The sequence below is a fragment of the Variovorax brevis genome, from assembly GCF_030317105.1.
Lineage (GTDB): Bacteria > Pseudomonadota > Gammaproteobacteria > Burkholderiales > Burkholderiaceae_C > Variovorax > Variovorax brevis.
Genome location: NZ_JASZYG010000008.1, coordinates 21,340 through 45,804, shown reverse-complemented (window position 1 = coordinate 45,804; position 24,465 = coordinate 21,340). Strand labels below are relative to the sequence as shown.

Here is a 24,465-nt window from a genome sequence, read left to right as displayed (position 1 = left end):
ATGCGTTCCCTGATGCCGGCAGAGGCATACGCTGATGAATCCTGGTTCGCGCGCGAGCGCGAGTTGCTGATGCGCCCGCTGTGGCAGTTTGTCGGTCCACGCATGCTGCTGGGGAAGCACAATTCCTTCTTGCGCCGAAGCATTTGTGGCGTGGATGTGGTGGTGCAGAACTTCAACGGCGAGCTTCGCGCTTTCGACAACGTGTGCCTGCACCGCCAGAATCCGTTGCAACAACAACCACAAGGCGTTCGCCCACTCGTTTGCAGTTACCACGGGTGGGGATACCGAGCCGACGGCGCGGTGGAGAACATTCCGTTCCACGACGAGGCATACCGATTGCCGCAGGAAGAACGCGCGTGCCTCAAGCTTAAGCGCTATGCATTGGCGTGCATCGGAAGCTTGGTTTTCGTGAACCTCAGCGAGCAGCCAATACCCATTGAAGCGCAATTTTCGATGGAGGCGCTCGAGAGCTTGCGCGCAGCATCTGAGCAGTTCGACGATGAAGTCCTTATCGCCACCTTTGAAATGCGCTGCAACTGGAAGCTCGCTTACGAGAACCTGCGCGACAGCATGCATCCGCGCTTCGTGCATTCGCGTACGCTTTACCAGCAAGTGAAGTTTCAAGTGGGAATGGACGAGGCTGGGATCGCGGCCTCTCGCGCCTACCGCGCCCAAGGAAGCCCCAACCTCGAAGGTCATCTTGAGACGCTGCGAGGCTTCAGCAGCGGTGGACTCAACGAACCCCTTGGACAACTACGGCATTACGCTTGGCACGACAACGTAGCGCGCTACGGCAAGGACGACTGGTACCTCAACTGGTTGGTCTTTCCCAACTTACACGTCGCTTCGGGCTCGGGCGGCTACTCCTTCATCATCGAGCATCACCAACCGGTGTCTGCATCGCGCACCGAACTCACCGTCTACTACGTCACCGCCCGCAAGACGCGCCGCTACGCAACTTCGGCTGCCGTTTTGCTCGCGCACCTTGAAGGCGCCGAAAAGGTGCTTCGCGAGGATATTGACGTCATGGAAAGGGTTCAATCCAGCCTGCGCCCCGGCTCACCGCGCGCAACATTGGGCGACTACGAATACGCCAACTCGGCAGTCGAGCGTTGGTACATGGACGTCATGGAGGGGCGCCATGCCCTCTAAGAAGTTCGTCATCGGCACCGGGAGCCTTCTTGTCTGGGCAGTGTCCGCTTGGGCCGAGGTATCACCAGAAGAGCTACTGATTCCTATCGACGTTGGCCAGGATGCCGACTACCGATTCGAGCTCGGCGCCCTCGACGACGTTTCGCCTCAGGACGCGACAGCATTTGTTGTATGGGGCTCCCAGTTTTTGAACTTTCGCCGACTCGAACTCATGGGGGAGTTAAAGGCGCGCGGCTTCAAGCTGCCTCCGCTGGTGTGTAAGGGTGCAATCGTGAGCTCATCTGCCACGCTCGGCGAAAACTGCGCAGTTGGCGCAGCGTCTGTTGTCGGTAGCGGGTGCAAGATCGGATTCAACAGTCATATCGGGGCCGGAGCAATCATTGGCCACCATTCGATTGTTGGCACGTCCGCCTGGATCGCGGATGGCGCACAGCTCGGCGTGCACGCCAAGATCGGAGCAAATGCCTCGCTCGGACGCAGCGTCGTTGTGGACGATGGTGTATCCATCGGCCGTCAGTGTGTGCTGGACCTACCTGGCAGACGTAGCTCCCCACTACCAGACAAGACGTTTATTACCACCGCCTTCCCAACCGGCATCGTCGTCGTTGATGGCGGAGGCGCCATTTCTACTAGCTGAACTCATTGCACGAGATAAATGATGTACTCAACACTTTCTGAAAAACTAAGAGCTCAACTCATGGAGGCGAGCGCGGAGGGTTCAGAAGCCACCATTTCCGAGCTGAATAGCCGCCCTGTATTTATTCTTGCACCGCAATCATTGCTGGGAAATATTCATGGTCCCGCTATCGTAGCCGCCGCGAAAGGAGTTGTTGCCGTGGTGGATGACTTTTCAACGGCATCGACCATTCATGGCGTTGAACGATGGACGAGCGAACAATTCATGCAACGCGCCGGTCAACACCGAGGTGCGGTCGCGATTGATTTTTCGTGCGAACCGGGTGCACGTGCCATGTTCGCGGATCTCTGCGAGCGAGCAGGCGTTGAGCGCAAGGATTGCGTCGTGGCCCAAGCGCAACTTGGCCTGGTGTCGGTATACGAGCCTGCTGCCGAATATCGCCGCAAGACGCTTGAGCGCATGGATGACTTCTTGCGTCTGGCGGATCGGCTTTCGGACGACCATAGCCGCGCCACGCTCTATGCGAACCTGTTGTTTCGCATCACCTACGATCGTTCCCACATGATTGCGACGTGGGCCAACCCGATTGAAGAATATTTTTCGACCTACGCCACCCCGTCTACCTTCAGGCTCGGCAGCAACGAGCATTTTTGCGACTGTGGCGCCTATCAAGGACCCATTGTTTCGAAATTCTTGGGCGCAACCCGCCACCGCTACGCCAGCATCACGGCGTTTGAACCGGACCGGCCCAACTTTGAAGCGCTCCAGCAAGTCAGGCCGCTGCCGCTGCCAAACTTTCGTGCAGTCAACAAGGCCGTTTCGAGCCGCCGGCAGACATTGCGTTTTATGGAAACGGGAACGATGTCAAGCTACGTCTCTGCGGATGGCGGGGTCGCCGTTCAAACCACAAAGCTTGATGACGAACTTGAGAACTTAACGTTCCTCAAAATGGACGTCGAAGGCTTCGAGGCGAAAACTCTGCAAGGGGGCGCGCGGTTGTTGAATAGTCAACGCCCCCGCGTTGCTGCGTGCGTCTATCACTACGCTCATGACCTGCTGGACGTCATGGATCAATTCGACAAGAGTGTTGACGACTATCACTTCCGCCTGCGCCAGCACAACGGCAGCTACTACTATGACCTCGTGCTTTACGCGTCACCGGTAGCGGGAGTTGAAGCGCCCTCATGGGCTGCCTAGCGTATTAATCAGTGGTCAGCGAGACGAATGCCAAATCAGGCGTTCGAAGGCCCCAGCCTGTGTGTCGATCGATGCTGCCGCGCACCGTGTGCGACATTGCGTCGGTTAGTGAGCGCAGCAGGCGAAGTTAGAGAGAAAAAGGCGCCGAGGTCGATTGCAGTGGGCCGGGCCCGGTGCGAGATCGCTTAAACGACTTTTCGCTGACAGCATGGCGACCATCCGAGATGCATACGCCTGAATTTTCAACTTTTCGTCGTGATATCAACGGCCTGCGTGCATGGGCCGTCATAGCCGTCATCCTGTACCACTTTTCCGTTCCAGGATTTGGCGGCGGCTTTATTGGGGTTGACGCATTTTTTGTGGTGTCTGGATTTCTAATGACCGGCATAGTTGTCGGTCAATTGGAGCGCGATGGCAGTAAATTCTCGCTACTGTCTTTCTACCTTGCAAGAGCGCGCCGCATTCTTCCGGCATTGATCGCGCTTTGCGCTGTGGTCTTGGCCTTGAGTTGGCCGGTCCTGCTTCAAGCGGACCTTCGAAATTTGAGCAGTGATGTAGCGCTGAGTCTTGCATTTCTCTCTAATTTCAAGTTTTGGCTCGAAGCCGGATACTTCGACGCCGCGTCGCACGAGAAGTGGCTGCTCCACACATGGTCGCTCTCTGTGGAGTGGCAGTTCTACCTGCTACTTCCGGTGATCCTGCTGGTTGTGTGGAGATGGCGACCTGATCGCACTTCCGTCACACAGGTGATGGCGGCAGGCTTTGTAGCGTCGTTGCTCGTGTGCGTTGCGCTAACGCCGTGGTGGTCTTCCGCGGCGTTTTACCTGCTCCCAGCGCGAGGTTGGGAGCTATTGGCCGGCGGACTTGTAAACCTGCTGGGGCAGCGGTGGTCGCCGACATTGAAACAGCAAAGATGGCTTGAGGCCGGAGGTCTGGCAATCATCACAAGCATGGTTGTTGGCTTGGATTCCTCGCCCCCTTGGCCCGGCTGGCGCGCTCTCCTGCCAGTGATCGGCACCGTCGCCGTACTGCTGGCCTCACGGCATGACTCCATCTTGACCGGCCTGCCGATTGCCCAATGGCTCGGAACGCGCTCGTATTCACTTTACCTGTGGCACTGGCCCATCATGGTCGCGCTGAATGGCCCAGACGGACAGATGCCGCCAGAGGTGATTGCCAGAGGCCTTGTGTGGACGCTAGTGGCGGGTCATCTGTCGTACGTGATGGTGGAACGGCCATCTCGAACTCTTCTCAGTCGATTGCGGATGCGCTGGATAATCTTGACGTTATGCGTCGCGATGCTTGCGGTAGCCGGGCCAGGCGCCGCGGCATATCTGAGGCAAGGCATCTCTGATCGGTTCCCTTCCCCGGCCGAGCTAGCGGCCAGAGAGACCGACAACATGAATCCGCGTCGCGAAGCCTGCCACGCGATGAAAGGCGTCGAGTCCCCCTCCTGCGTTTACGGCGGTGAACGGCTGCGCGCCATCATGATCGGAGACAGCCACGCCAACGCGCTGGTCACCGGGCTGGCCGCTGCTGCGCCCGAGGCCGATGATGGGGTCATGGAGTGGAGCTATACGAGTTGCCCGATTCTTTTGGGGTTCAGGTTCATAGATCCAACCTTCAATCCAGAATGTCGTACCTTTCTGGACTGGGCCGTCAGCAAACTTGCCGCCATGCCCAAAAACATTCCAATTGTCATCGTCAATCGAAGTTCGGTGTACGCCATCGGGCACAACGAGTTAACTGCCCATGATCAAAATCAACCATCGGTGTATTTCAGCAAACCCTATGAGGCTGCTTCGCCAGAATTCCTCTCGGAATACGCGGAACATCTGATCGCCACAGCGTGCCAGTTCGCAAAGGATCGACCCGTGTTCCTCGTGCGGCCGATTCCGGAAATGGGCGTCGACGTTCCGAGGACAATGGCGCGGGCGATTATGCAAGGCAAGACAGATAACGTTTCAATTTCTCTTGCAGACTATTACAAGCGCCATTTCACGGTATTAGCAGCGCAAGATGCCGCTCATGAGCGCTGCGGCGCTAGTATTCTTGATCCCCTGCCCTATTTGTGCAATGGCAACCGCTGTCATGGTGCAAAGGACGGTCGCCCCCTCTATTACGATGACGATCACCTTAGCGAATTCGGAAACAAGATGCTTATTCCGATGTTCGGTCAGGTGTTTGAGTGGTCGCACTAAATGGCGCAATTGAGCGCCCAAAATTGGACGTGCCCGGGTTAGATGGTAATCCCATCAAGCACCGCTGAATCTTTGGGTGATGCAATGGTTGGATTCTGCCTGCTTCCAGCCGGGGGCTGGGAGAAACCCTTGAAGGCAGCGCATGGCGCGTGTTTCGCCACTTGACTTTGGATTCTCACAATTTCCTTAGGCCGATGAATCGCGCAGATTTCTAATTGCCGATATGGCTTTCACCGGCGATAGGCCCAAGGCTCTGTTTCTTTATTTTAGAGGGAATTCCTTGGGCGTTCAGTCAAGGCATTGTGAGGGCGCATTTCGCTTATGCTCGGCAAGTAATTTCTGGATCTTGATTTGCGCCTGAATTGCATTGCAGATTTCAAGCAAAAAAGCCGCCCGAAGGCGGCTTCTCTCAGGCGCGGGAATGTCGCTTAGGTGCGGCAGGCGGCAGGACGATACTTTGCCTGCAAAGAGCCACCGGTGCAGTCCCATTCAACGGAGCCACCCGTGGGGATGCTGCTTGCGGTGGTAGTTCCACCGGTGAAAGCAATTCCACCCGACTTAGGGGTCAGAAGAATCGTCTTGTTGCCGCCGTCAATGGCGGTTGCGTACGTAATAGTAATGACGCCAGTAGCATCCACAATGTCAACCGACGCAACGTTGTTCGTCGCTGCTGGCGCATTCCAGCCAGATTTATAACCCTTGCCGTTCGCGGCATTTTCTGCCACGGCAACCTTGGCGGAGCCGGCCAACGTGAGACCTTCCGACACCTTCGCACGGACGGTGTAATCTTGGTAGGCCGGAAGTGCGACGGCAGCCAAGATACCAATGATCGCCACAACGATCATCAATTCAATAAGGGTGAAACCCTTCTGCACCTTGCGTGCAATGGAACGACGGTTCATGTCAAAAACTCCAGGTTGGTTTGTCAGACCCCGGGACCTCCCCGGAGCTGTCTCGTCTTCCGCACCATCTGTGCCAACCAACTAGCAAGTTACTGATTGACCATTGGTCGCGACTTTGTTCACGTTCCGGTTACACCATGTGACAAGTTCCGTTGCTAGCCTGCCGCACCGGCTGACAATTATTGTCAATCGTCAGCGCAAATTGTCGCTACAGGTGGAGGACGTTATCCGCTTCGAGCCAACGAATGTCGTGATGGGCGATGCCGCCGATCTGGCTCATGATTTCCGCCGTTTCAGCGGGCTTGGTGTGGGTGATGTAGATCGGGTAGTGCTTGTCCGCCCCGATACGCGCCAGCTCCCCGATGAGCGTGGATGGCGACAGGTGCCGACTGCGTTCCGCCAGCGCCTGCTCGCGGTTGCTGAACGCAGTCTCGATCACCAACATCCCCACGTCGAGCTGATTCACACGGTTCCAGAAGTGCTCGTTGCGCTCGGTGTCACCACTGAACACCCACTGCTGTCCGCCTTGGGCGCAGCTCACGGCAAAGCCGCAGGCCGGCACGGTATGAAAGGCCGGCAGCACTTCCACGTTCTTCGGTGCCTGCGTACCCAGCCGCAAGGTCTGGCCAATGGACATTTCATGAAAGGTCACAAAGGGCGCGTCCCGGCTGGGGATGTTCGAGAAATCCGGCCAGATGATGTTGTTGAAGACGTGCTTGCGCAGCGCTTCGATGGTGGCGGCCAGCGCATGTACGCGCAGCGGGCGCTTGCGGCGGGTGGCCACGGCGTCCAGCATGAGGGGAAGGGCCGCGATGTGGTCGAGGTGCGAATGCGTCAGCACCACGTCGTCGATGTCAACCATTTCGCACAGGGTGAGGTCGCCCACGCCGGTGCCCGCGTCTACCAGCAAGTCGCGGTCGATCAGGAACGAAGTCGTCCGGCAGTCTTTGGCGATGGCGCCAGAGCACCCCAACACACGCACCTGCATTTGGCAGCGCCCTTATCTTGATTTCTACTTGGATTCGAACCGCGTTGCGCCGTCCCACTCCGGGTCAAAGGGCCGCAACTTCATTGAGGCTATACGCTCTGTATATAAGCGGTAAAGGACTTTTTTGGCATCTCGAGCCATCAGCACATCCAGCAACTCCTGCGCGTCGTCGGGCCGCTGCGCCTGATAGGCCGCCAACATTTTCTCCCATTGTGCTAGTTCTGCAGAATCCTTGGCACTTTGTGCAGCCACAAAGGTTAACGGTGTGGAGATGGTGACCACTTGCTTGCGGCCCTTGACCCGCACCCGATCGAGCTCCCGCCACGCAAAAGTCGGCGAGGCGTCGCGCGTGGTGGCGCTGGCAACTATGGACACACCGTAGATGCCGCCGAGCCCCTCCAGGCGTGAAGCCAGATTGACCGCGTCGCCGATCACCGTGTAGCTGCGGCGTACGGCCGAGCCCATGTCGCCCACGCTCATGACGCCGGTGTTGATGCCGATGCCAACGCTCACTTCCGGCAGGCCCGCGGCGCGATTTTGTTCGCTCATCTCCGCCATGGATCGGGCCATTTCCAGCGCGGCCTGGACTGCCAGCGAGGCGTGGTTGGGCGTGTCCACGGGCACGCCCCAGAAGGCCATCACGCAGTCGCCCATGTATTTGTCCACCGTTCCGCCGTGGCGGCTGATGACTTCGGTGAGCCGGCTGAACACGGTGTTGAGGAACTCCTGCAATACCACCGGCGCCAGGTGTTCGGAAAGCTCCGTGAATCCGCGCATGTCGCAGAACATGGCCGTGAGCTCCTTGCTTTCCGCGCGCATGCTGTAGCGGCCGGGGCGTTCGAGCATTTTCTCGACGAGTTGTGGCGGCACGTAAGTGCCAAACAGGTTGGCCAGGCCACGCCGGGCGCGAGCCTCGACCAGGTAGCCCCACCCCATGTTGACGCCAAAGGCCACCGTCATGCTGACGAGGGCGGAGGCCAGCGGCAAGACGAGGCCATGGGCCAGAAAGAGCCAGGTGTTGAGCCCGATCACCGCCGCCAGCGTCGCTACGAACAGCGCCACGGCGCGGGTGACCGACAACAGCGACAGGCCCACCGCCAGGATGACGCCTGCGAGCAGCAAGACCGTCACCTCATAGCCAATCGAGTAGTCGGGCAGCGTCAAAAGCCGCTGATCGAGCAGGGCGGACACCACGTTGGCGTGCACTTCCACACCCGGAAAGGTCGCCCCCGCGGGCGTCGCACGCAGGTCCTGCAGGCCGGGTGCGGTGGTGCCGACGAGGACGATCTTGTCCTTGAGATCCCCCGGCGCGAGCCCCTTGCTGAGCACGTCCATTGCCGAGAGGTATTGAAACGATCCGCCGAGCGTGCCGCCCGCTCCTCGATAGGGCACGATCAAGCTGGCGCGCTGGTTGACCGGCACGCGCAGGACGTTGTCCCCATGCCCGAGCAGCAGGGCTTCCACAGGGGGCGGACCGTTGACGGAATCGCCCATGGCGGAGGCAAACACCGGCGCTATGCCGGACTTGCCCGTCGCGAGCCGATACACCGCAAGTCCGAGCGATTCGTAGTAGCCCGCCGGGCCGCCGCTCCCGTCGTAGTAGGCAATGAGCGGCGCGGCGCGCAAGAGTCCGTCGCTGCGGGGGCCGATGGCGGCGTTGATGAATCCCGCCGTCGTTGCCGCCTTGGCCAAGGCCGGAATGTTTCCGCCGAACCCGTTCCACTGGGTCGCGTAGAAGGCGCCCTTGGGAAACGCGGCGGGCGGCAGCACGGGCGGTGGCAAGACCCCCCGGGCCAGCGGCGTGCTGCCTTGCGTCAGGTAGTAGCCGAGCGCCACCCGGTGCCCGGCCAATGACTTGGCGAGATGCCGTCGTAGTCCAGCGTCGCTTTCAGTCGCTCGACTTCAGCCGCGACGTCCGCGTTGTCGCGCAGGGGGCCGCGCGACAATTTCTGCAGTTGGGCCAGGCCCGAGCTTTGGTCGGCCTCGGCGAACACCACGTCAAAGCCGAGCACCGCCGCCTGCTGGCGAACCATGATTTCGTCGGTCAGGTGCGCAAGCTTGTCGCGTCCCCACGGCCATTGACCCACCGCCTGGAGGCTGGCGTCGTCGATGTCGACGATGACGATGCGCGGATCGAGCCGCTCGGGCATCGTGGCGCGCAGGCGCAGGTCGTAGATGAAGAAGTCCAGCCCATCGTCAATGGGCCGAAGGGGAGCGCTGACGGCGTGCAACAACGCCAGCACCACCGGAACGAGCGTGATGAGGATGCGCTGCCAATGCCTCAGCAGCCTGCCCATCGCACTCCGCGCTCAGGCGTAGTTGAACTGCATCCTTGTTCCGCCGAGTTCCAGCATGTCGCCGTCTTGCAGCGCGACGGCTTCGGTGCCCAAGGGTTCGCCGTTGAGCAAGGTGCCACCGTCAATGGGCGCCACCACGTAGCCTTGCAGCCGCCGCGTAACGGCGGCCACCGCGACGCCGGGCTTGCCGACGGTGGTGACGACCTTTTGCAATGAAACTTCGCGGCCCGCGCCAACGCCCGAGAGCACACGCAGCACGGCCGCGCCAGTCGAGCCGCCGAGCGGCATCTGCGCCGTGGGCGCCATGGACAGGGGGACGTTGCCCGAGGGGGTGGTGGCCGGCGATCCGCCATAGGCCGGGTCGACCGCCTCGGTCGAGCTGCCGCGTGCGAGGTAGCGGATCTTGTACTTGCCGACCTCGATGAGGTCGTGGTGCTCCAGCGCCTGCTTCTTGACGGCTTGAGCGTTGACATAGGTCCCGTTGGTGCTGTGCAGGTCTTCGATATAGACGTCGCCGCCGATCATGTGCAAGACGGCGTGCTCCCCACTGACCGCCAGATTGTCAATCACGATGTCGTTGTACGGCCGACGACCCAGCGTCGTGCGGTCTTTTGCGAGCGTCACTTCCTTGATGACGACCCCGTCAATCGAAACGATCAATTTCGGCATGGCCAGCTCCTCAATCTATCCCTGTTTTTATCTTTTTCCGGCCCCTTCGGAACATTTGACCTTCCCTGGAACCATCTAGACCTGCACTTCCGCAATCTCCGGGCCTGAATTGACACTGGCTCGGGCTAGAACGACAGAAATGTTATCTCTGCCGCCATTGTCGTTTGCAAGTGCAACCAAAAGTGTTGCTTTCTGAGAAAGATCGATATCTTGTAATAAAACCGTGAAAAGATCCTCGTCGGAAACCATCTCGCTCAGACCGTCCGAACAGAGCAAATACACGTCGCCGGGAACGGTGTCGTACTCGTGCATTTCGAGCGTGACCTGTCGCTCGATGCCCACAGCGCGCGTCACAAGATTGCGGATCGGCGAGCGCGCGGCCTGCTCCAAAGTGATGACGCCCGCGTCGAGTTGCTCCTGCAACAGCGAGTGGTCGTGCGTGAGTTGTTCGAGGGTTTGACCCCGCAAACGGTAGCAGCGCGAATCGCCAATGTGGCCGACGACGACGCGCTTGGGCCCGAACACGGCGACGACGAGCGTGGTGCCCATGCCCTGGAGTTGCATGTTGGCAATGCCCGCCTCGAGGATGGCAAGGTTGGCCTCGTCGACGCCCGCCTGCATGGCGCGGCGGATGCCACGGGTGTTCGCCTGCTGGCCCGCGTGGGCGAGCCACCGGCCGAAGCTCGCTTGCAGCAGCGCGATGGTCATGCCGCTGGCAACTTCGCCGCCGTTGTAGCCGCCCATGCCATCGGCCAGGATGGCCAGTCCCAGCGACGCGTCAAAGGCGATGGCGTCTTCGTTGTTGGCACGCACGCGACCGGCATCGGTCAACGCGACAAAGTCCCAAGGCTGCACAGCGGATCCGTTCAATGAGGATGCGCCAGAGCTTGCCATAGGTCAGACGTCCGGCAACTCAATGGGCCGAGGCCATGGAGCGCTTTTGCATGAAGCGTCCCACAAACATCACGAACACGAGACCGGCGACGGCCGCGGCATGGTGCAACCACGGGTTGGCCTCCAGCGCCTCGTGAAGCGACACGTCGCTCACGATGGTCTCGCCAGCCACCCAGCCGATCAAGGCGGCGCCGAGCATGACGACGATGGGAAAGCGCTCCATGAGCTTGATCATGAGCGCGCTGCCGAAAATCACCAAAGGAATGCTGATGGCCAGCCCCGCCACGAGGAGCGTCATGTCGCCCTGCGCTGCCGCAGCGACCGCAACGACGTTGTCCAGGCTCATGACCAGGTCGGCGATGAGGATGGTGCGGATGGCCGCCAGCAGGCCGCTGTATTCCCTGGACTCGCCGCCGTCTTCTTCCTCTTCGCCCAACAGTTGCACGCCGATCCACAGGAGCAGCAAGCCGCCGACGATCTGCAGGAACGGCAAGGAGAGAAGCGCGGCTGCCACCACCGTGAGCGCGATGCGCAACACCACCGCCGCGCCAGAACCGATAGCAATCGCTTGCTTCTGCTGGGCGTCCGGCAGCGCGCGGGCCGCCATCGCGATCACCACCGCGTTGTCGCCCGACAGGAGGATGTTGATCCAGATGATCTTGAACAGACCAATCCAGAAATCAACGCTTTGCAGCAAGGCCATGGGCTGTTTTTCCCGGTTTCCTTTTTCTACCGCTCATTGAAAAAGCGCTCGCAATCAACATTGCGAGCGCTCCGGATTCCCTGCAACGCAGGCGGTTTTAAAGCCGCGACTTCAGCAGTTTGCCGAGTTCCGAGAAGTTGCGCGTGACGGTAAACCCGCACTCTTCCATGATGGCCAACTTGGCTTCAGCCGTGTCGGCGCCACCGGAGATCAGCGCGCCGGCGTGGCCCATGCGCTTGCCGGGAGGCGCCGTGACGCCAGCGATGAAGCCGACGATCGGCTTCTTCATGTTGTCCTTGCACCAACGGGCGGCGTCGGCTTCGTCCGGACCGCCGATTTCGCCGATCATGATCACGGCGTCGGTGTCGGGGTCGTCGTTGAAGGCCTTCATCACGTCGATGTGCTTCAGGCCGTTGATCGGGTCGCCGCCGATGCCGACTGCGCTCGATTGGCCCAGGCCGATTTCGGTGAGTTGCGCCACGGCTTCATAGGTCAGCGTGCCCGAACGCGAGACCACGCCGATGCGGCCCTTGCGGTGGATGTGGCCGGGCATGATGCCGATCTTGATTTCGTCGGGCGTGATGAGGCCGGGGCAGTTCGGGCCCAGCAGCAAGGTCTTCTTGCCGCCGGCCGCTTCCTTGGCTTTCATCTTGTTGCGCACTTCGAGCATGTCGCGAACCGGAATGCCCTCGGTGATGCAGATCGCCAGGTCCAGGTCGGCCTCGACGGCTTCCCAGATGGCGGCGGCAGCGCCGGCTGGCGGCACGTAGATCACCGACACGGTGGCGCCGGTTTGCGTGGCCGCTTCCTTGACCGAGCCGAAGATCGGGATGTTGAAGATCGACTCGCCGGCCTTCTTGGGGTTCACGCCCGCGACGAAGCAGTTCTTGCCGTTCGCGTATTCCTGGCACTTCTCAGTGTGGAACTGACCGGTCTTGCCGGTGATGCCTTGCGTGATGACTTTGGTGTCTTTGTTGATGTAGATCGACATGACTATTCCTTACTTCGAGACCGCTGCAACCACTTTTTGGGCCGCTTCGGCCATCGTGTCGGCGCTGATGATCGGCAGGCCCGAATCGGCCAGCATCTTCTTGCCTTCGACTTCGTTGGTGCCCTTCATGCGCACGACCAGCGGCACTTGCAGGTTCACGGCCTTGCAGGCTGCGATCACGCCGGTGGCGATGGTGTCGCACTTCATGATGCCGCCGAAGATGTTGACCAGGATGCCCTTGACGTTCTTGTTCTTGAGCATGATCTTGAAGGCCTCGGTGACCTTCTCGGGGGTGGCGCCGCCACCCACGTCCAGGAAGTTGGCCGGCTCGCCGCCGAACAGCTTGATGGTGTCCATCGTCGCCATCGCCAGGCCGGCGCCATTCACCAGGCAGCCGATGTTGCCGTCCAGGCTGATGTAGGCGAGGTCGAACTTCGACGCTTCGACTTCGGCCGCGTCTTCTTCGTCCAGATCGCGCAGGGCGACGATCTCGGGGTGGCGGAACAGCGCGTTGCTGTCGAAGTTGAACTTGGCGTCCAGCGCCATGACCTTGCCCTTGCTTTCACGGTTGAGCGGGTTGATCTCGACCAGCGAGGCATCCGTCTCCATGTAGCAGGCGTAGAGCTTCTTGAGGATGTCGACCGTTTGCGCGGTGGAGTCGGCCGGCATGCCGATGCCGTCGGCGATTTCCTTGGCTTGCGCGTCCGTCAGGCCCACCTTGGGGTCGGCCATCACGGTGATGATCTTCTCGGGCGTGTCGTGCGCGACGGCCTCGATGTCCATGCCGCCTTCGCTGGAAGCGATGAACGCGACCTTCTGCGTGGCGCGATCGGTCACTGCGGAAACGTAATACTCTTTGTTGATGTCGGCGCCATCTTCGATATAGAGGCGGCGCACCTTCTGGCCTTCAGGGCCGGTCTGGTGGGTCTTGAGCTGCATGCCGAGGATTTCGCCGGCCAGCTTCTTGACGTCTTCAATCGACTTGGCGACCTTGACGCCGCCGCCCTTGCCACGGCCACCGGCGTGGATCTGGGCCTTGACGACCCACACGGGGCCGCCAAGCTTCTGGGCGGCTTCGACCGCCTCTTGAACCGTGAATGCGGGAATGCCACGGGGGACAGGCACGCCGAACTTGGCAAGGATTTCCTTGCCTTGGTACTCGTGGATCTTCATGAGGATTTCTCTCGGGCGGAGGTTGGACAGGGAAGCTGAAATGGGCTGTTGTCCGCGGGCCCACTGCGTCGGACAATTCGGCGCGGGCGGAGGACAATTCGGGACTGTATCATGGTGCGCTGCACCAACCCCGGGCCTCGGCCTGCGGCTAACACGTACGGAAATCAACTGTAGTTAACCATTATGGCCAAGGTCTTTATCGACGGCGAGGCCGGCACCACCGGTCTCCAGATCCGCGAGCGGCTCGAAACGATGCCGCAAGTCGAACTCGTGAGCATCGCGCCGGAGCGCCGAAAGGACGTGGCGGCCAAGCGCGAACTGATGGCGGGCGTTGATCTTGTGGTGCTGTGCCTGCACGACGATGCGGCGCGGGAATCGGTGGCGCTCATCGACGAACTACAGGGCAAGAAGCCCAAGATCATCGATGCGTCGACGGCGCATCGCACGGCGGCTGGATGGGTGTTTGGCTTTCCGGAACTGGTGGCGGGCCATGCGAAGGCGGTGGCTTCGGCGAATCGCGTGGCGAATCCCGGCTGCTACGCGACCGGCGCCATTGCGCTGGTACGCCCGCTGATTGATGCGGGCCTGCTGCCGGCGGACTTTCCGATCTCCCTGCCCTCGGTCAGCGGCTACTCGGGCGGCGGCCGCACCATGATCGAAGCGTACGAAGGTGGCAATGCGCCAGCGTATGAAACCTATGCGCTGGGGCTCAAGCACAAGCACATTCCCGAAATCATGAAGTACACGGGCCTCACGCAGCGGCCGGTGTTCATTCCTTCGGTGGGCAACTTCAAGCAGGGCATGCTGGTGAATCTGCCTCTGCACCTCGACCTGCTGCCGGGCAAGCCCCGCGCGGCTGATCTGCACGAGGCGCTGGCGGCGCACTATGCCAACAGCAACACGCCCGAGCAGTTCGTGAAGGTGCTGCCGCCGACGGAAGACGGCAAGCTCGATCCGCTGGGGTTGAACGACACCAACGTGCTTGAGATCCGTGTTTTTCCGAACGAGGACCATCGGCATGCGGTTGTCATCGCGAGGCTGGACAACCTGGGCAAGGGTGCCAGCGGTGCGGCAGTTCAAAACCTGAAGCTGATGCTGTCGCTCTGACGAGCGTCGAGGGCAAGCCGTACCACCCTGCCCTCACCCTCACCGGCGCCGCCTTGCTGCAAAGCTGATCGACCGAAAACCGCGGCGCAGCCCGAGCCCGCTCAGCTGCCCTCGAGCAAGTTCCTGAGCGCCTGCAGATCCTTGGCAATCCACGCCGCGTCATGCGCGAACGCCGCATCGTCCATGTGCGGCTGGCGCAGCAGCGTGAACTGGAACTCGCACGCCCCCTCGCCCGCATCGATCACCCGAAACGGCATGTAGAGCTCCGCTGCACCTTCCGGGGCAACCCAGTGATCAAGCACGCCGAGCTCGTTGGCGGGCGCGAAGCGAAGCCGCGCCCTGCCTTGCGGCGTTTCTACCGCCCATTGATGACCCACCGGCGTGAGCGTGCTCTTGGCCAGGCCACTGGCCCAATCGGGCAGTCGCATCGGATCGGCGGCCAGGGCGTAGGCGCGTCGCCAGGGGCAGGCCACGCGTTGCGTGATGACTCGGGAGGTCGCCGAAGCGGGATGCTCATTCATCGTCATCGAAAGCTCCTTGGATCACCTTGCTCACCGTGGCGCCGGCAAAGCCCCGGGCGAGCAGAAACCTCGTTTGCCGCGAACGCTCCCTGGCGTCGGCCGGTGGCTCGCCGAAGCGGCGGCGCCAGACTTCACGAGCCCGGTCGAGTTCGCTCGCTTGCAGATTCGCCACGGCGCTGGCAATGGCCTCGGGCGCAATGCCCTTCTGCTGCAATTCCTGCCGCACGCGCATCGCGCCCATTCGCGACGCGCGCTGATGCACGACCGACTGAACCACCCTCGCCTCGCTGATGAAATCCTTGGCCGCCAGTTCGTCCAGCGCCTGCGCCAGCGTGCCGGGTTCTTCTTCGTACTTGGCCAGCTTGCGTTCGAGTTCGGCGCGTGAATGCTCGCGCTGGCTCAAGAGGCGCAACGCCCGGCCTTTGAGTGAGGGGGCTGCAAAAGCCATGTGCGATCGGAGAAGAAGACGTCGAGCGCGCGATGCCTGCCGTTGTCGACAGCAGGCGCCGCGCAAAACAGCCCGACTTACTTCTCGGCCTTGTCAGCCTTCTCCGCCTTGGCCGGCTTGGCCGCAGGCGCTTCAACGGCGACAGCATTTGCATCGGCGGCCAGCAGCGGAATGCCCAACGACTCGCGCACCTTGTTCTCGATCTCGCGCGACAGCTCGGGGTTCTCGCGCAGGAACTCGCGGGCGTTGTCGCGGCCCTGGCCGATCTTCTCGCCGTTGTAGGCATACCAGGCGCCCGACTTGTCGACGATCTTGGCGTTCACGCCCATGTCGATGATCTCGCCTTCACGGCTGATGCCTTCGCCGAAGAGGATGTCGAACTCGGCCGTCTTGAAGGGTGGCGAGACCTTGTTCTTCACCACCTTCACCTTGGTCTCGTTGCCGATGGCTTCGTCGCCCTTCTTGATGGTGCCGATGCGGCGGATGTCCAGGCGCACCGAGGCGTAGAACTTCAGCGCATTGCCGCCGGTGGTGGTTTCGGGCGAGCCGAACATCACGCCGATCTTCATGCGGATCTGGTTGATGAAGATGACCATGCAGTTGGTCTTCTTGATGGTGGCGGTGAGCTTGCGCAGCGCCTGGCTCATCAGGCGGGCCTGCAGGCCGGGCAGCGAATCGCCCATTTCGCCTTCGATTTCAGCCTTGGGCGTGAGCGCGGCGACCGAGTCGACGACGATCAGGTCCACCGCACCGGAACGCACCAGCGAATCGACGATTTCCAGCGCCTGCTCGCCGGTGTCGGGCTGGCTGATGAGCAGGTCCGACAGGTTGACGCCGAGCTTCTGGGCGTACTGCACGTCGAGCGCGTGCTCGGCATCGACGAATGCGCAGGTGCCGGCTTGGCGCTGCATTTCGGCGATGACTTGCAGCGTGAGCGTGGTCTTGCCCGACGATTCCGGGCCGTAGATTTCAATGACGCGGCCACGCGGCAGGCCGCCGACGCCCAGCGCGATGTCCAGGCCCAGCGAGCCGGTCGAGACCACCTGGATGTCCTCCAGCGCTTCGCCCTCACCCAGCCGCATGATCGTGCCCTTGCCGAACTGCTTTTCGATCTGCGCCAGTGCGGCTTGCAGGGCCTTGGCCTTTTCACTGTTGGGAACCGAAATGCTGGTGCCTTTGACGAGTGCGTCCATGTTGCAAATCTCCTTGAATATCAACGGGTTGTGTTCTGTTTATCCGTCTGCGTTTAATCACAGGCTGGATGCTTGAACAGTAGTGTATGCGGCTGTATGAATGCGTAAAGCCATTTTTTAGTCAGTTTGCTTTACCATTTGCGGATGACCGACACACCCGATGACGCCTGGCGCCAAACGCACCTCGGGCGCCTGCTCGGCCACGCCATGCGCCGCTTCGACGAACGTGTTCTGGAATTGATGGCGCACGACGTCGATGTGCCACTGGCCCTGTCCAACCTGGCCGCGCGCCAGCAGGTGAGCGCCGCCCACATCCACATCACGCGCCACCTGGCACGCAACGGCTCGCGCCTCACCGAACTGGCCGGGCGCGCCGGCATGAGCAAGCAGGCGATGGGCGCGCTGGTTGACCAGTGTGAGGCATGGGGCTTGGTCACGCGCGGCCCCGATCCGCTCGACGCGCGGGCCCGGCAAGTGCTCTTCACAACCGACGGACTGGCGTGGCTCGATGCCTTCCGCCACGCCGTCGAGCAAGCGGAGCGCGAGTTCCGCGCCAGCGTCGGCGACGAGATCGCCACCGTGCTAACCATTGGTCTCGAAGCCTATGCCGCGGCCTAGAATTCTCCTTGGGGAGATGACGTGGCCAATGCATCAAGCAGCCACATTCCGGAGATGCGCAGCGTGCGGATTTTGATTGCCGAAGACGACCAGGTGCTGGCCGATGCCCTGTTGCGCAGCCTGCGCACCTCGGGCGCCGCCGTGGACCACGTCGCGACCGGCTCGCAGGCCGACGCCGCGCTCATGACGAACAGCGAGTTCGACCTGCTCATCCTCGATCTCGGCCTGCCCGTCATGCATGGGCTGGACATCCTCAAGCGGCTGCGTGCGCGCGGCTCGCAACTGCCCGTGCTGGTGCTCACCGCGGCCGACAGCGTCGAGGAACGCGTCAAGGGCCTCGACTACGGCGCCGACGATTACATGGCCAAGCCGTTTTCATTGCAGGAGCTGGAAGCGCGGGTGCGTGCGCTCACGCGGCGCGGCATGGGCGGCACCAGCAACGCCATCAAACACGGCCCGCTGGTCTATGACCAGGCGGGCCGGGTGGCAACCATCGACGGAAAAATGGTGGAGCTGTCGGCCCGTGAACTGGGCCTGCTCGAAGTGCTCTTGCAGCGCGCCGGCCGACTGGTCAGCAAGGACCAACTGGTCGAGCGGCTGTGCGAGTGGGGCGAGGAAGTGAGCCTCAACGCCATCGAGGTCTACATCCACCGCCTGCGCAAGAAGATCGAGAAGGGCCCGATCCGCATTGCGACGGTTCGCGGCTTGGGCTACTGCCTCGAGAAGATCCAGGCGTAGCAAACACTTGAGACTCTTCCAACGCGGCCAGCGCTCGCTTTTCGGCGAGATCCTGGACTGGATGCTCACGCCGCTCTTGCTGCTGGTGCCGGTGAGCATTGGCGTCACCTGGCTGGTGGCGCAGGGCATCGCCAACCGTCCCTTCGACCGGGCGCTCGAATACAACGTGCAGACGCTGGCCAAGCTGGTCACCATGCAGAACGGCAGGGCGCATTTCTACCTGCCGCAGCCGGCCAGCGAGATTCTTCGTGCGGACGACACCGACCGCGTTTACTACCAGGTGCTGGGTGCCAACAAGGAGTTGCTCGGCGGCGAAGCCGACATGCCGCCGCCTTCCGTCGACGACTCGTTCACGCCCAACACCGTCTCCACGCGCGACGACAAGATGCGCGGGGAAGCTGTTCGCGTCGCGGCCACCTGGGTTCAGTTGGAAGCGCCATCCGGCCCGCCGATGCTGGTGCAGGTGCAGGTCGCCGAAACGCGCGAAAAGCAGCAGGTGCTGGCCGCCGAAATCATCAAGGGCGTGCTGCTGCCGCAGTTCGCCATCCTGCCGCTCGCCATCCTGCTGATCTGGCTCGCGCTGGTGCGGGGCATCAAGCCGTTGTCCGAGCTGGAAGACCGCATCCGCGAACGCCGGCCTGACGACCTCAGTCCGCTCGACGACAGCGCCGTGCCGGTGGAGGTCGCGCCGCTGGTGATGTCGGTCAACGGCCTGCTCACCAAGCTCAAGGAGTCGATCGCCACGCAAAAGCGCTTTCTGGCCGATGCGGCGCATCAACTCAAGACGCCGCTTGCGGGCCTTCGCATGCAAGCCGACCTCGCGCAGCGGGAAGGCGCCAATGCCGACGAGCTCAAGCAATCGCTCAAGCAGATCGGGCGCTCCAGCATCCGCGCCACGCACACGGTCAACCAGCTGCTCGCCCTCGCGCGGGCGGAAGGCGGCGCCGGCGCGCTGACACGGCAGCCCTGCGACCTGGCCCGCATCACCATCGAGGTGGTGCGCGAGGCCGTGCCGCGCGCCATCGAAAAGCGGATCGATCTCGGCTACGACGGCAACCAGCCCGCATCGCCCGGCGTCGCGCTGGAAGGCAATCCGACGCTGCTCAAGGAACTGGTGCGCAACCTGGTGGACAACGCGATTGCGTACACGCCTTCGTCGGCCGAGCGGCCGGGCGTGATCACGGCGCGGGTGCTGGCCGATCCCTTTGGGCGGGTGGTGGTGCTGCAGGTGGAAGACTCGGGGCCGGGCATCGCGCTGTCAGAGCGCGAACTGGTTTTCGAGCCCTTTTATCGCGTGCTGGGCAACGAGGCCGACGGCTCCGGGCTGGGCCTGCCGATCGTGCTGGAGATTGCCCGCCAGCACCACGCGCGTGTCACCCTCGAAGACGCACGCCCCGGCCAGCAACCGCCCGGCGCGCGTTTCAGCGTGCGCTTTGAGAAGACGCTTGCGACGCCGGCTTGATCTGCACGGCCTGTGGACGAACCTGCTGCGCCATGCGCTGGGGCTCGCGTTCGGTCATGCCGGCGGGCTCGGTGCCGAAAGCCGCCAGCGCGCCTCGCGTCCACGCAAAGTAGACGACGTTGGCCAGCACGAGGACGAAGAAGACGGCGCGCAGCATCGTCAAGTCGCCTCGCGACGGGGACGTACGCTGACCTCTGAACTGCTGATGGTTTTCATGCCGTCTTCAGTATGCACGAGCAACTCGCCGCCCCAGCCCACGCCTTCGCATCGGCCAAGGGTGCCGTCGCTCAGCTGCACGTCGCGCCCGCGCAAGGCATCGCGTGCGATGAAGCGCTCGGCAAAGCGTGCGAAGCCGTGGTCGGCAAATTCGAGCACCGCGCTCAATAGCGGCGCGGCGACCTGATCGAGAACGCCCTGCGGGCTGGCCTCCGGCTGCCATTCGCGCAGCCATGCCGGCGGGGTGCTCATGCCTTGGGCATCGCGCGGACCCAGGTTGAGTCCGACGCCAATCACGGCATAGCGCGAAGCCGGATCGGCCCCGGCCGATTGCGTCGCGTCAGATTGCGGAATCGCTGTCTCGATGAGGATGCCGCCGAGCTTGCGGTCATGCACCCACAGGTCATTGGGCCACTTGAGGGCCAGGCCGATCTGGCCGTTTGCATCCAGTGCCTGCGCAACGGCCACGCCCACCGCCAGCGACAAGCCGGACCAGTCGCGCGGCGCCAGCGGCACGCCGAGCGAAAAGGTGAGGGAGGAAGGGCGTTCGACATCAGCGCCGCTCTCCCAGGTTCGCCCCATGCGCCCGCGCCCCGCCGTTTGGCGCCTGGCCACGAGCAGCACGGGTTCACCGGCGCCGGTTCGAGCGCGGCGCATCAGCTCCGTGTTGGTGGAATCGATTTCGTCGACCACTTCCACGCCACAACCCGGAAGCAGGGCGTCCAGCTGTCCGCGCAGCGCTTCAACGGGCCAGGGGTCGGTCGACATACGGCGCTCAATCCTTTTTCTTTGCCTTCTTGGCCTTGCTCTTCTTCTTGGCTTTCTTCTTCTTTTTCTTTTTCTTGCCAGTGTCCTCGTCCTCCTTGGGCGCGAGCAGCGTGCCGCGGCAGTTTTCGGCGCCGCACCAGCATGGAAACTCGGCCAGGAGCGAGGGCGTGTACTCTTCGTCGATGATGAGGCCGTAGTCGTAGTTCAGCTCTTCACCCGCCGCAATGTTGCGCAGGGCCTTGATGAACACCCGGCCGTCTACCTCATCGGCTTCGCAATTCGGGTCGCAGGAGTGGTTGATCCACTTGGCCGAATTGCCGTGGATCTTGCCGTCGATGACGTTTTCATCATCGATGTGAAAGTAAAAGGTATGGTTCGGCTGCGACGGATCGTGCGGATGGCGGCGCAGGGCCTCTTCCCAGCTGATGACCTCGCCCTTGTATTCAACGACGGTTTCGCCTTCTGCGAAGTCGCTCAGGGCGAACACGCCGTTACCGTGGATTCCAGAGCGGCGCGTCTGGATGCGGCGACCGGTGGACGAAGGGATTTTGGAAGGCATCGCCGAAGTCTGTTAATTTAAATAAGCACACATGCGCGTGCGTGCGCACGCGAGAAGCGCCAGATTGTAGAGAGACCCGTGATGACGAAGACATTGGTGATTGCAGAAAAGCCGTCGGTGGCCCAGGACATCGTTCGCGCGCTCACGCCCGTGGCCGGTAAATTCGACAAGCACGACGAACATTTCGAGAACGAGACGTACGTCGTGACCAGCGCGGTCGGCCATCTGGTGGAGATCCAGGCGCCGGAGGAATACGACGTCAAGCGCGGCAAATGGAGCTTTGCCAACCTGCCGGTGATCCCGCCGCACTTCGACCTGAAGCCCGTGGACAAGACCAAGACACGCCTGAACGCGGTCGTCAAGCAGGCCAAGCGCAAGGACGTATCGGCACTGGTGAACGCCTGCGACGCGGGGCGAGAGGGCGAACTGATCTTTCGCCTGATCGAGCAATACGCCGGTGGCGCCAAGCCGCTGGGCAAGCCCGTGCAGCGCCTGTGGCTCCAGTCGATGACGCCGCAGGCCATTCGCGATGGCTTCTCCACGCTGCGCAGCGAAAAGCAGATGCAGGGCCTGGCCGACGCAGCGCGTTCGCGTTCCGAAGCCGACTGGCTGGTGGGCATCAACGGCACGCGCGCCATGACGGCCTTCAACTCGCGCGATGGCGGCTTCTTCCTGACGACCGTCGGGCGCGTGCAGACGCCGACGCTCTCCGTCGTGGTCGAGCGCGAAGAGCAGATCCGCAAGTTCGTGAGCCGCGATTACTGGGAAATCCACGCCGTCTTCCAGGCCGAAGCCGGCCAGTACCCGGGCAAGTGGTTCGATCCCGCCTGGAAGAAGGCCAACGCGCCTTTGCTCCCCAGCGGCGAGCCCGACGCCGAGCAGCGCGCCGATCGCGTCTGGAATGAACGCGACGCGCTGGACATTGCACAGGCCGCCCGCGGCAAGACCGCCTCGGTCACCGAGGAGAGCAAGCCCACGACGCAGGCCTCGCCCCTGCTTTTCGACCTGACCTCGTTGCAGCGCGAAGCCAACAGCCGCTTCGGCTACTCGGCCAAGACGACCCTGGCGCTTGCGCAAAGCCTGTATGAACGCCACAAGGCGCTGACCTATCCGCGTACCGATTCGCGTGCCTTGCCCGAAGACTACCTGCCGGTCGTCAAGCAGACGATGGGCATGCTGGCCACGAGCGGCATGCGCCACCTCGCGCCCTTCGCACAGCAGGCCATCGACGGCAACTACGTCAAGCCGACCAAGCGCGTCTTCGACAACGCCAAGGTCAGCGACCACTTTGCGATCATCCCGACGCTGCAGGCGCCCAGCGGCCTGTCCGAAGCGGAGCAACGGCTCTATGACTTCGTGGTGCGCCGATTCCTGTCGGTGTTCTTTCCCAGTGCCGAATACCAGGTGACGACGCGCATCAGCACCGTCGCGCAGGCCGGCAAGGACTACGCCTTCCGCTCCGACGGCAAGGTGCTGGTCAAGCCGGGATGGCTCGCCATCTACGGCAAGGAAGCCGTGAGCGACGACGACGAAAAGGACGGCAAGAACCTCGTGCCGGTGAAGCCGGGCGAGATGGTGGGCGTGGAATCCTGCGACGTGAAGGGCCTCAAGACCCGGCCGCCGGCACGCTACTCCGAAGCCACCTTGCTGGGCGCCATGGAAGGCGCCGGCAAGATGATCGACGACGACGAGCTGCGTGAGGCCATGCAGGAAAAAGGCCTGGGAACGCCAGCCACGCGCGCGGCGACCATCGAAGGCCTGATCGCCGAGAAATACATGCATCGCGAAGGCCGCGAGCTCATCCCGACGGCCAAGGCCTTCCAGCTCATGACGCTGCTGCGCGGCCTGGGCGTCGAGGAACTGTCCAAGGCCGAACTCACCGGCGAGTGGGAATACAAGCTCGCCCAGATGGAGCACGGCAAGCTCAGCCGCGACGCCTTCATGCGCGAGATCGCCAAGATGACGGAGCACATCGTCAAGAAGGCGAAGGAATACGACCGCGACACCGTCCCCGGCGACTACGCCACGCTGGCGACGCCATGCCCCAACTGCGGCGGCGTGGTGAAAGAGAACTATCGCCGCTACACCTGCACCGGCAAACCGGGGCAGGAGCCCTGCGGCTTCTCCTTCGGCAAATCACCAGCAGGCCGCACCTTCGAAGTGCAGGAAGCCGAGGCGCTTTTGCGCGACAAGCACATCGGCCCGCTCGAAGGTTTCCGCTCGAAGGCTGGCTGGCCCTTCGTGTCCGAGATCATCCTGAAGTTCGACGAGGAGACGAAGAACTACAAGCTCGAGTTCGACTTCGGCGACGAGAAGGACCCGGCCGAGACCGGCGAGATCGTCGACTTCAGCGGCCAGACCTCGCTCGGCCCGTGCCCGAAATGCGCGGCGCGCGTGTTCGAGTTCGGCACCAACTACGTCTGCGAGAAGTCGGTGCCGACCGCGGAACAGCCCACGCCAAGCTGCGACTTCAAGACCGGCAAGGTCATCCTGCAACAGCCGGTGACGCCCGAGCAGCTGCAAAAGCTGCTGGGCGAAGGCAAGACCGACCTGCTCGACAAGTTCGTGTCCATGCGAACCCGCCGCGCGTTCAAGGCTTTCCTGGTGTGGAACAAGGAGGAGGGCAAGGTGACTTTCGAGTTCGAGCCGCGCACCTCCAAGTTCCCGCCGCGCAAGACCTTCGGTGCCAAGACAGCGGCCGCGCCGGCTGCGAAGAAAGCGGCGACCGCGAAGAAGGCCGCCGCCAAGAAAGCGCCCGCAGCGAAGAAGGCGGCCGAGCCCAAGGCGCCACGCAAGACGGCTGCCGGATTGAAGCCGAGTGACGCGCTGGCCGCCGTCATCGGCGCCGAGGCGGTTGCGCGCACCGAGGTCATCAAGAAGCTGTGGGACTACATCAAGGCCAACGGCTTGCAGGACGCCGCCAACAAGCGCGCGATCAACGCCGACGCCAAGCTCAAGCCCGTGTTCGGCAAGGACCAGGTCACCATGTTCGAACTCGCCGGCATCGTCGGCAAGCACCTGAGCTGACGCC

Annotated in this window: 24 protein-coding genes; 9 read left to right on the top strand and 15 right to left on the bottom strand. The window is 62.3% G+C overall.

The annotated features are described in order from the left end of the window. From QTI66_RS24100 to QTI66_RS24085, 4 genes are all read left to right on the top strand, one after another. Complete coding sequence (locus QTI66_RS24100) at positions 1-1,152, top strand: aromatic ring-hydroxylating oxygenase subunit alpha (protein ID WP_286562546.1); 1,152 nt, start codon at positions 1-3, stop codon at positions 1,150-1,152. Further along, positions 1,142-1,789, top strand: coding sequence for a DapH/DapD/GlmU-related protein (locus tag QTI66_RS24095; RefSeq protein WP_286562542.1), 648 nt, complete (start codon positions 1,142-1,144; stop codon positions 1,787-1,789). The genes QTI66_RS24100 and QTI66_RS24095 overlap by 11 nt, the downstream gene beginning before the upstream one ends. 18 nt (positions 1,790-1,807) lie before the next feature. Beyond that, positions 1,808-2,986 (top strand): FkbM family methyltransferase, encoded by a 1,179-nt coding sequence (locus QTI66_RS24090; RefSeq protein ID WP_286562541.1) that lies wholly within the window; start codon positions 1,808-1,810, stop codon positions 2,984-2,986. Between the two features lie 224 nt (positions 2,987-3,210). Further along, positions 3,211-5,187, top strand: a complete 1,977-nt coding sequence (locus tag QTI66_RS24085) for an acyltransferase family protein (RefSeq protein ID WP_286562540.1) — start codon at positions 3,211-3,213, stop codon at positions 5,185-5,187. A gap of 428 nt (positions 5,188-5,615) precedes the next feature. On the opposite strand, the gene QTI66_RS24080 is transcribed toward QTI66_RS24085, so the two are convergent. From QTI66_RS24080 to sucC, 9 genes are all read right to left on the bottom strand, one after another. Beyond that, positions 5,616-6,089, bottom strand: a complete 474-nt coding sequence (locus QTI66_RS24080) for a pilin (RefSeq protein ID WP_286562539.1) — start codon at positions 6,087-6,089, stop codon at positions 5,616-5,618. Positions 6,090-6,297: 208 nt separating this feature from the next. Next, entirely contained in the window at positions 6,298-7,077 is a 780-nt protein-coding gene (locus QTI66_RS24075) for a 3',5'-cyclic-nucleotide phosphodiesterase (protein WP_286562538.1), read from the bottom strand. 24 nt (positions 7,078-7,101) lie between these two features. Beyond that, entirely contained in the window at positions 7,102-8,928 is a 1,827-nt protein-coding gene (locus tag QTI66_RS24070) for a CHASE2 domain-containing protein (RefSeq protein WP_353506215.1), read from the bottom strand. Next, entirely contained in the window at positions 8,892-9,374 is a 483-nt protein-coding gene (locus QTI66_RS39605) for a CHASE2 domain-containing protein (protein WP_353506214.1), read from the bottom strand. The genes QTI66_RS24070 and QTI66_RS39605 overlap by 37 nt, the downstream gene beginning before the upstream one ends. 12 nt (positions 9,375-9,386) lie before the next feature. Then, complete coding sequence (locus QTI66_RS24065; RefSeq protein ID WP_286562537.1) at positions 9,387-10,043, bottom strand: FHA domain-containing protein; 657 nt, start codon at positions 10,041-10,043, stop codon at positions 9,387-9,389. Between the two features lie 75 nt (positions 10,044-10,118). After that, a complete protein-coding gene (locus tag QTI66_RS24060; RefSeq protein ID WP_286562536.1) occupies positions 10,119-10,937 on the bottom strand; it encodes a Stp1/IreP family PP2C-type Ser/Thr phosphatase in 819 nt (272 codons plus the stop codon). A gap of 19 nt (positions 10,938-10,956) precedes the next feature. Beyond that, on the bottom strand, positions 10,957-11,640 hold the full coding sequence (locus tag QTI66_RS24055) for a TerC family protein (RefSeq protein ID WP_286562535.1): 684 nt from the start codon (positions 11,638-11,640) through the stop codon (positions 10,957-10,959). 97 nt (positions 11,641-11,737) lie between these two features. Further along, positions 11,738-12,631 (bottom strand): succinate--CoA ligase subunit alpha, encoded by an 894-nt coding sequence (gene sucD / locus QTI66_RS24050; protein ID WP_286562534.1) that lies wholly within the window; start codon positions 12,629-12,631, stop codon positions 11,738-11,740. 9 nt (positions 12,632-12,640) lie between these two features. Continuing rightward, a complete protein-coding gene (sucC, locus tag QTI66_RS24045; RefSeq protein WP_286562532.1) occupies positions 12,641-13,804 on the bottom strand; it encodes an ADP-forming succinate--CoA ligase subunit beta in 1,164 nt (387 codons plus the stop codon). 183 nt (positions 13,805-13,987) lie between these two features. Here sucC and argC point away from each other — a divergent pair, with 183 nt between their 5' ends. Next, complete coding sequence (argC, locus tag QTI66_RS24040) at positions 13,988-14,911, top strand: N-acetyl-gamma-glutamyl-phosphate reductase (protein WP_286562531.1); 924 nt, start codon at positions 13,988-13,990, stop codon at positions 14,909-14,911. 101 nt (positions 14,912-15,012) lie between these two features. On the opposite strand, the gene QTI66_RS24035 is transcribed toward argC, so the two are convergent. The 3 genes from QTI66_RS24035 to recA all read right to left on the bottom strand — a co-directional run bounded on the left by QTI66_RS24035 (position 15,013) and on the right by recA (position 17,073). Continuing rightward, entirely contained in the window at positions 15,013-15,438 is a 426-nt protein-coding gene (locus QTI66_RS24035) for an SRPBCC family protein (protein ID WP_286562530.1), read from the bottom strand. Next, positions 15,425-15,880 (bottom strand): recombination regulator RecX, encoded by a 456-nt coding sequence (gene recX / locus QTI66_RS24030; RefSeq protein ID WP_286562529.1) that lies wholly within the window; start codon positions 15,878-15,880, stop codon positions 15,425-15,427. Before recX ends, QTI66_RS24035 begins: the two co-directional genes overlap by 14 nt. Positions 15,881-15,957: 77 nt before the next feature. Next, positions 15,958-17,073: a recombinase RecA gene (gene recA / locus QTI66_RS24025; protein ID WP_286562528.1), complete on the bottom strand. Its 1,116-nt coding sequence runs from the start codon at positions 17,071-17,073 to the stop codon at positions 15,958-15,960. Between the two features lie 144 nt (positions 17,074-17,217). Between recA and QTI66_RS24020 the strand changes: the two genes are divergently transcribed. The 3 genes from QTI66_RS24020 to QTI66_RS24010 all read left to right on the top strand — a co-directional run bounded on the left by QTI66_RS24020 (position 17,218) and on the right by QTI66_RS24010 (position 19,891). Then, a complete protein-coding gene (locus tag QTI66_RS24020) occupies positions 17,218-17,691 on the top strand; it encodes a MarR family winged helix-turn-helix transcriptional regulator (RefSeq protein ID WP_286562527.1) in 474 nt (157 codons plus the stop codon). A gap of 63 nt (positions 17,692-17,754) precedes the next feature. Beyond that, complete coding sequence (locus tag QTI66_RS24015; protein ID WP_286562943.1) at positions 17,755-18,429, top strand: response regulator; 675 nt, start codon at positions 17,755-17,757, stop codon at positions 18,427-18,429. A gap of 7 nt (positions 18,430-18,436) precedes the next feature. Beyond that, positions 18,437-19,891, top strand: coding sequence for a sensor histidine kinase (locus QTI66_RS24010; protein WP_286562525.1), 1,455 nt, complete (start codon positions 18,437-18,439; stop codon positions 19,889-19,891). Here the strand turns inward: QTI66_RS24010 and QTI66_RS24005 are convergent. Genes QTI66_RS24005 through QTI66_RS23995 form a run of 3 tightly spaced genes read right to left on the bottom strand, consistent with a single transcriptional unit; the run spans position 19,851 to position 21,434 of the window. Continuing rightward, the gene (locus tag QTI66_RS24005; RefSeq protein WP_286562524.1) at positions 19,851-20,048 is read right to left on the bottom strand and encodes a sporulation protein; all 198 of its coding nucleotides are present in this window, start codon (positions 20,046-20,048) and stop codon (positions 19,851-19,853) included. The genes QTI66_RS24010 and QTI66_RS24005 overlap by 41 nt on opposite strands. 2 nt (positions 20,049-20,050) lie before the next feature. Continuing rightward, a complete protein-coding gene (locus QTI66_RS24000; RefSeq protein WP_286562523.1) occupies positions 20,051-20,875 on the bottom strand; it encodes a biotin--[acetyl-CoA-carboxylase] ligase in 825 nt (274 codons plus the stop codon). A gap of 7 nt (positions 20,876-20,882) precedes the next feature. Continuing rightward, positions 20,883-21,434, bottom strand: a complete 552-nt coding sequence (locus QTI66_RS23995) for an SET domain-containing protein (protein WP_286562522.1) — start codon at positions 21,432-21,434, stop codon at positions 20,883-20,885. Between the two features lie 81 nt (positions 21,435-21,515). On the opposite strand from QTI66_RS23995, the gene QTI66_RS23990 reads away from it, so the two are divergent. Beyond that, a complete protein-coding gene (locus QTI66_RS23990) occupies positions 21,516-24,461 on the top strand; it encodes a DNA topoisomerase III (protein ID WP_286562521.1) in 2,946 nt (981 codons plus the stop codon). Positions 24,462-24,465 lie beyond the last annotated feature (4 nt).

Bases quoted from the DNA above. Each gene is read 5' to 3' on its own strand.
- QTI66_RS24060 (WP_286562536.1), bottom strand. From the start codon at position 10,937: ATGGCAAGCTCTGGCGCATCCTCATTGAACGGATCCGCTGTGCAGCCT.
- QTI66_RS23990 (WP_286562521.1), top strand. From the start codon at position 21,516: ATGACGAAGACATTGGTGATTGCAGAAAAGCCGTCGGTGGCCCAGGAC.
- QTI66_RS24065 (WP_286562537.1), bottom strand. From the start codon at position 10,043: ATGCCGAAATTGATCGTTTCGATTGACGGGGTCGTCATCAAGGAAGTG.
- sucD (WP_286562534.1), bottom strand. From the start codon at position 12,631: ATGTCGATCTACATCAACAAAGACACCAAAGTCATCACGCAAGGCATC.
- recX (WP_286562529.1), bottom strand. From the start codon at position 15,880: ATGGCTTTTGCAGCCCCCTCACTCAAAGGCCGGGCGTTGCGCCTCTTG.
- sucC (WP_286562532.1), bottom strand. From the start codon at position 13,804: ATGAAGATCCACGAGTACCAAGGCAAGGAAATCCTTGCCAAGTTCGGC.
- recA (WP_286562528.1), bottom strand. From the start codon at position 17,073: ATGGACGCACTCGTCAAAGGCACCAGCATTTCGGTTCCCAACAGTGAA.
- QTI66_RS24005 (WP_286562524.1), bottom strand. From the start codon at position 20,048: ATGCTGCGCGCCGTCTTCTTCGTCCTCGTGCTGGCCAACGTCGTCTAC.
- QTI66_RS23995 (WP_286562522.1), bottom strand. From the start codon at position 21,434: ATGCCTTCCAAAATCCCTTCGTCCACCGGTCGCCGCATCCAGACGCGC.
- QTI66_RS24075 (WP_286562538.1), bottom strand. From the start codon at position 7,077: ATGCAGGTGCGTGTGTTGGGGTGCTCTGGCGCCATCGCCAAAGACTGC.
- QTI66_RS24000 (WP_286562523.1), bottom strand. From the start codon at position 20,875: ATGTCGACCGACCCCTGGCCCGTTGAAGCGCTGCGCGGACAGCTGGAC.
- QTI66_RS24035 (WP_286562530.1), bottom strand. From the start codon at position 15,438: ATGACGATGAATGAGCATCCCGCTTCGGCGACCTCCCGAGTCATCACG.
- QTI66_RS39605 (WP_353506214.1), bottom strand. From the start codon at position 9,374: ATGGGCAGGCTGCTGAGGCATTGGCAGCGCATCCTCATCACGCTCGTT.
- QTI66_RS24020 (WP_286562527.1), top strand. From the start codon at position 17,218: ATGACCGACACACCCGATGACGCCTGGCGCCAAACGCACCTCGGGCGC.
- QTI66_RS24100 (WP_286562546.1), top strand. From the start codon at position 1: ATGCGTTCCCTGATGCCGGCAGAGGCATACGCTGATGAATCCTGGTTC.
- argC (WP_286562531.1), top strand. From the start codon at position 13,988: ATGGCCAAGGTCTTTATCGACGGCGAGGCCGGCACCACCGGTCTCCAG.
- QTI66_RS24095 (WP_286562542.1), top strand. From the start codon at position 1,142: ATGCCCTCTAAGAAGTTCGTCATCGGCACCGGGAGCCTTCTTGTCTGG.
- QTI66_RS24080 (WP_286562539.1), bottom strand. From the start codon at position 6,089: ATGAACCGTCGTTCCATTGCACGCAAGGTGCAGAAGGGTTTCACCCTT.
- QTI66_RS24085 (WP_286562540.1), top strand. From the start codon at position 3,211: ATGCATACGCCTGAATTTTCAACTTTTCGTCGTGATATCAACGGCCTG.
- QTI66_RS24055 (WP_286562535.1), bottom strand. From the start codon at position 11,640: ATGGCCTTGCTGCAAAGCGTTGATTTCTGGATTGGTCTGTTCAAGATC.
- QTI66_RS24090 (WP_286562541.1), top strand. From the start codon at position 1,808: ATGATGTACTCAACACTTTCTGAAAAACTAAGAGCTCAACTCATGGAG.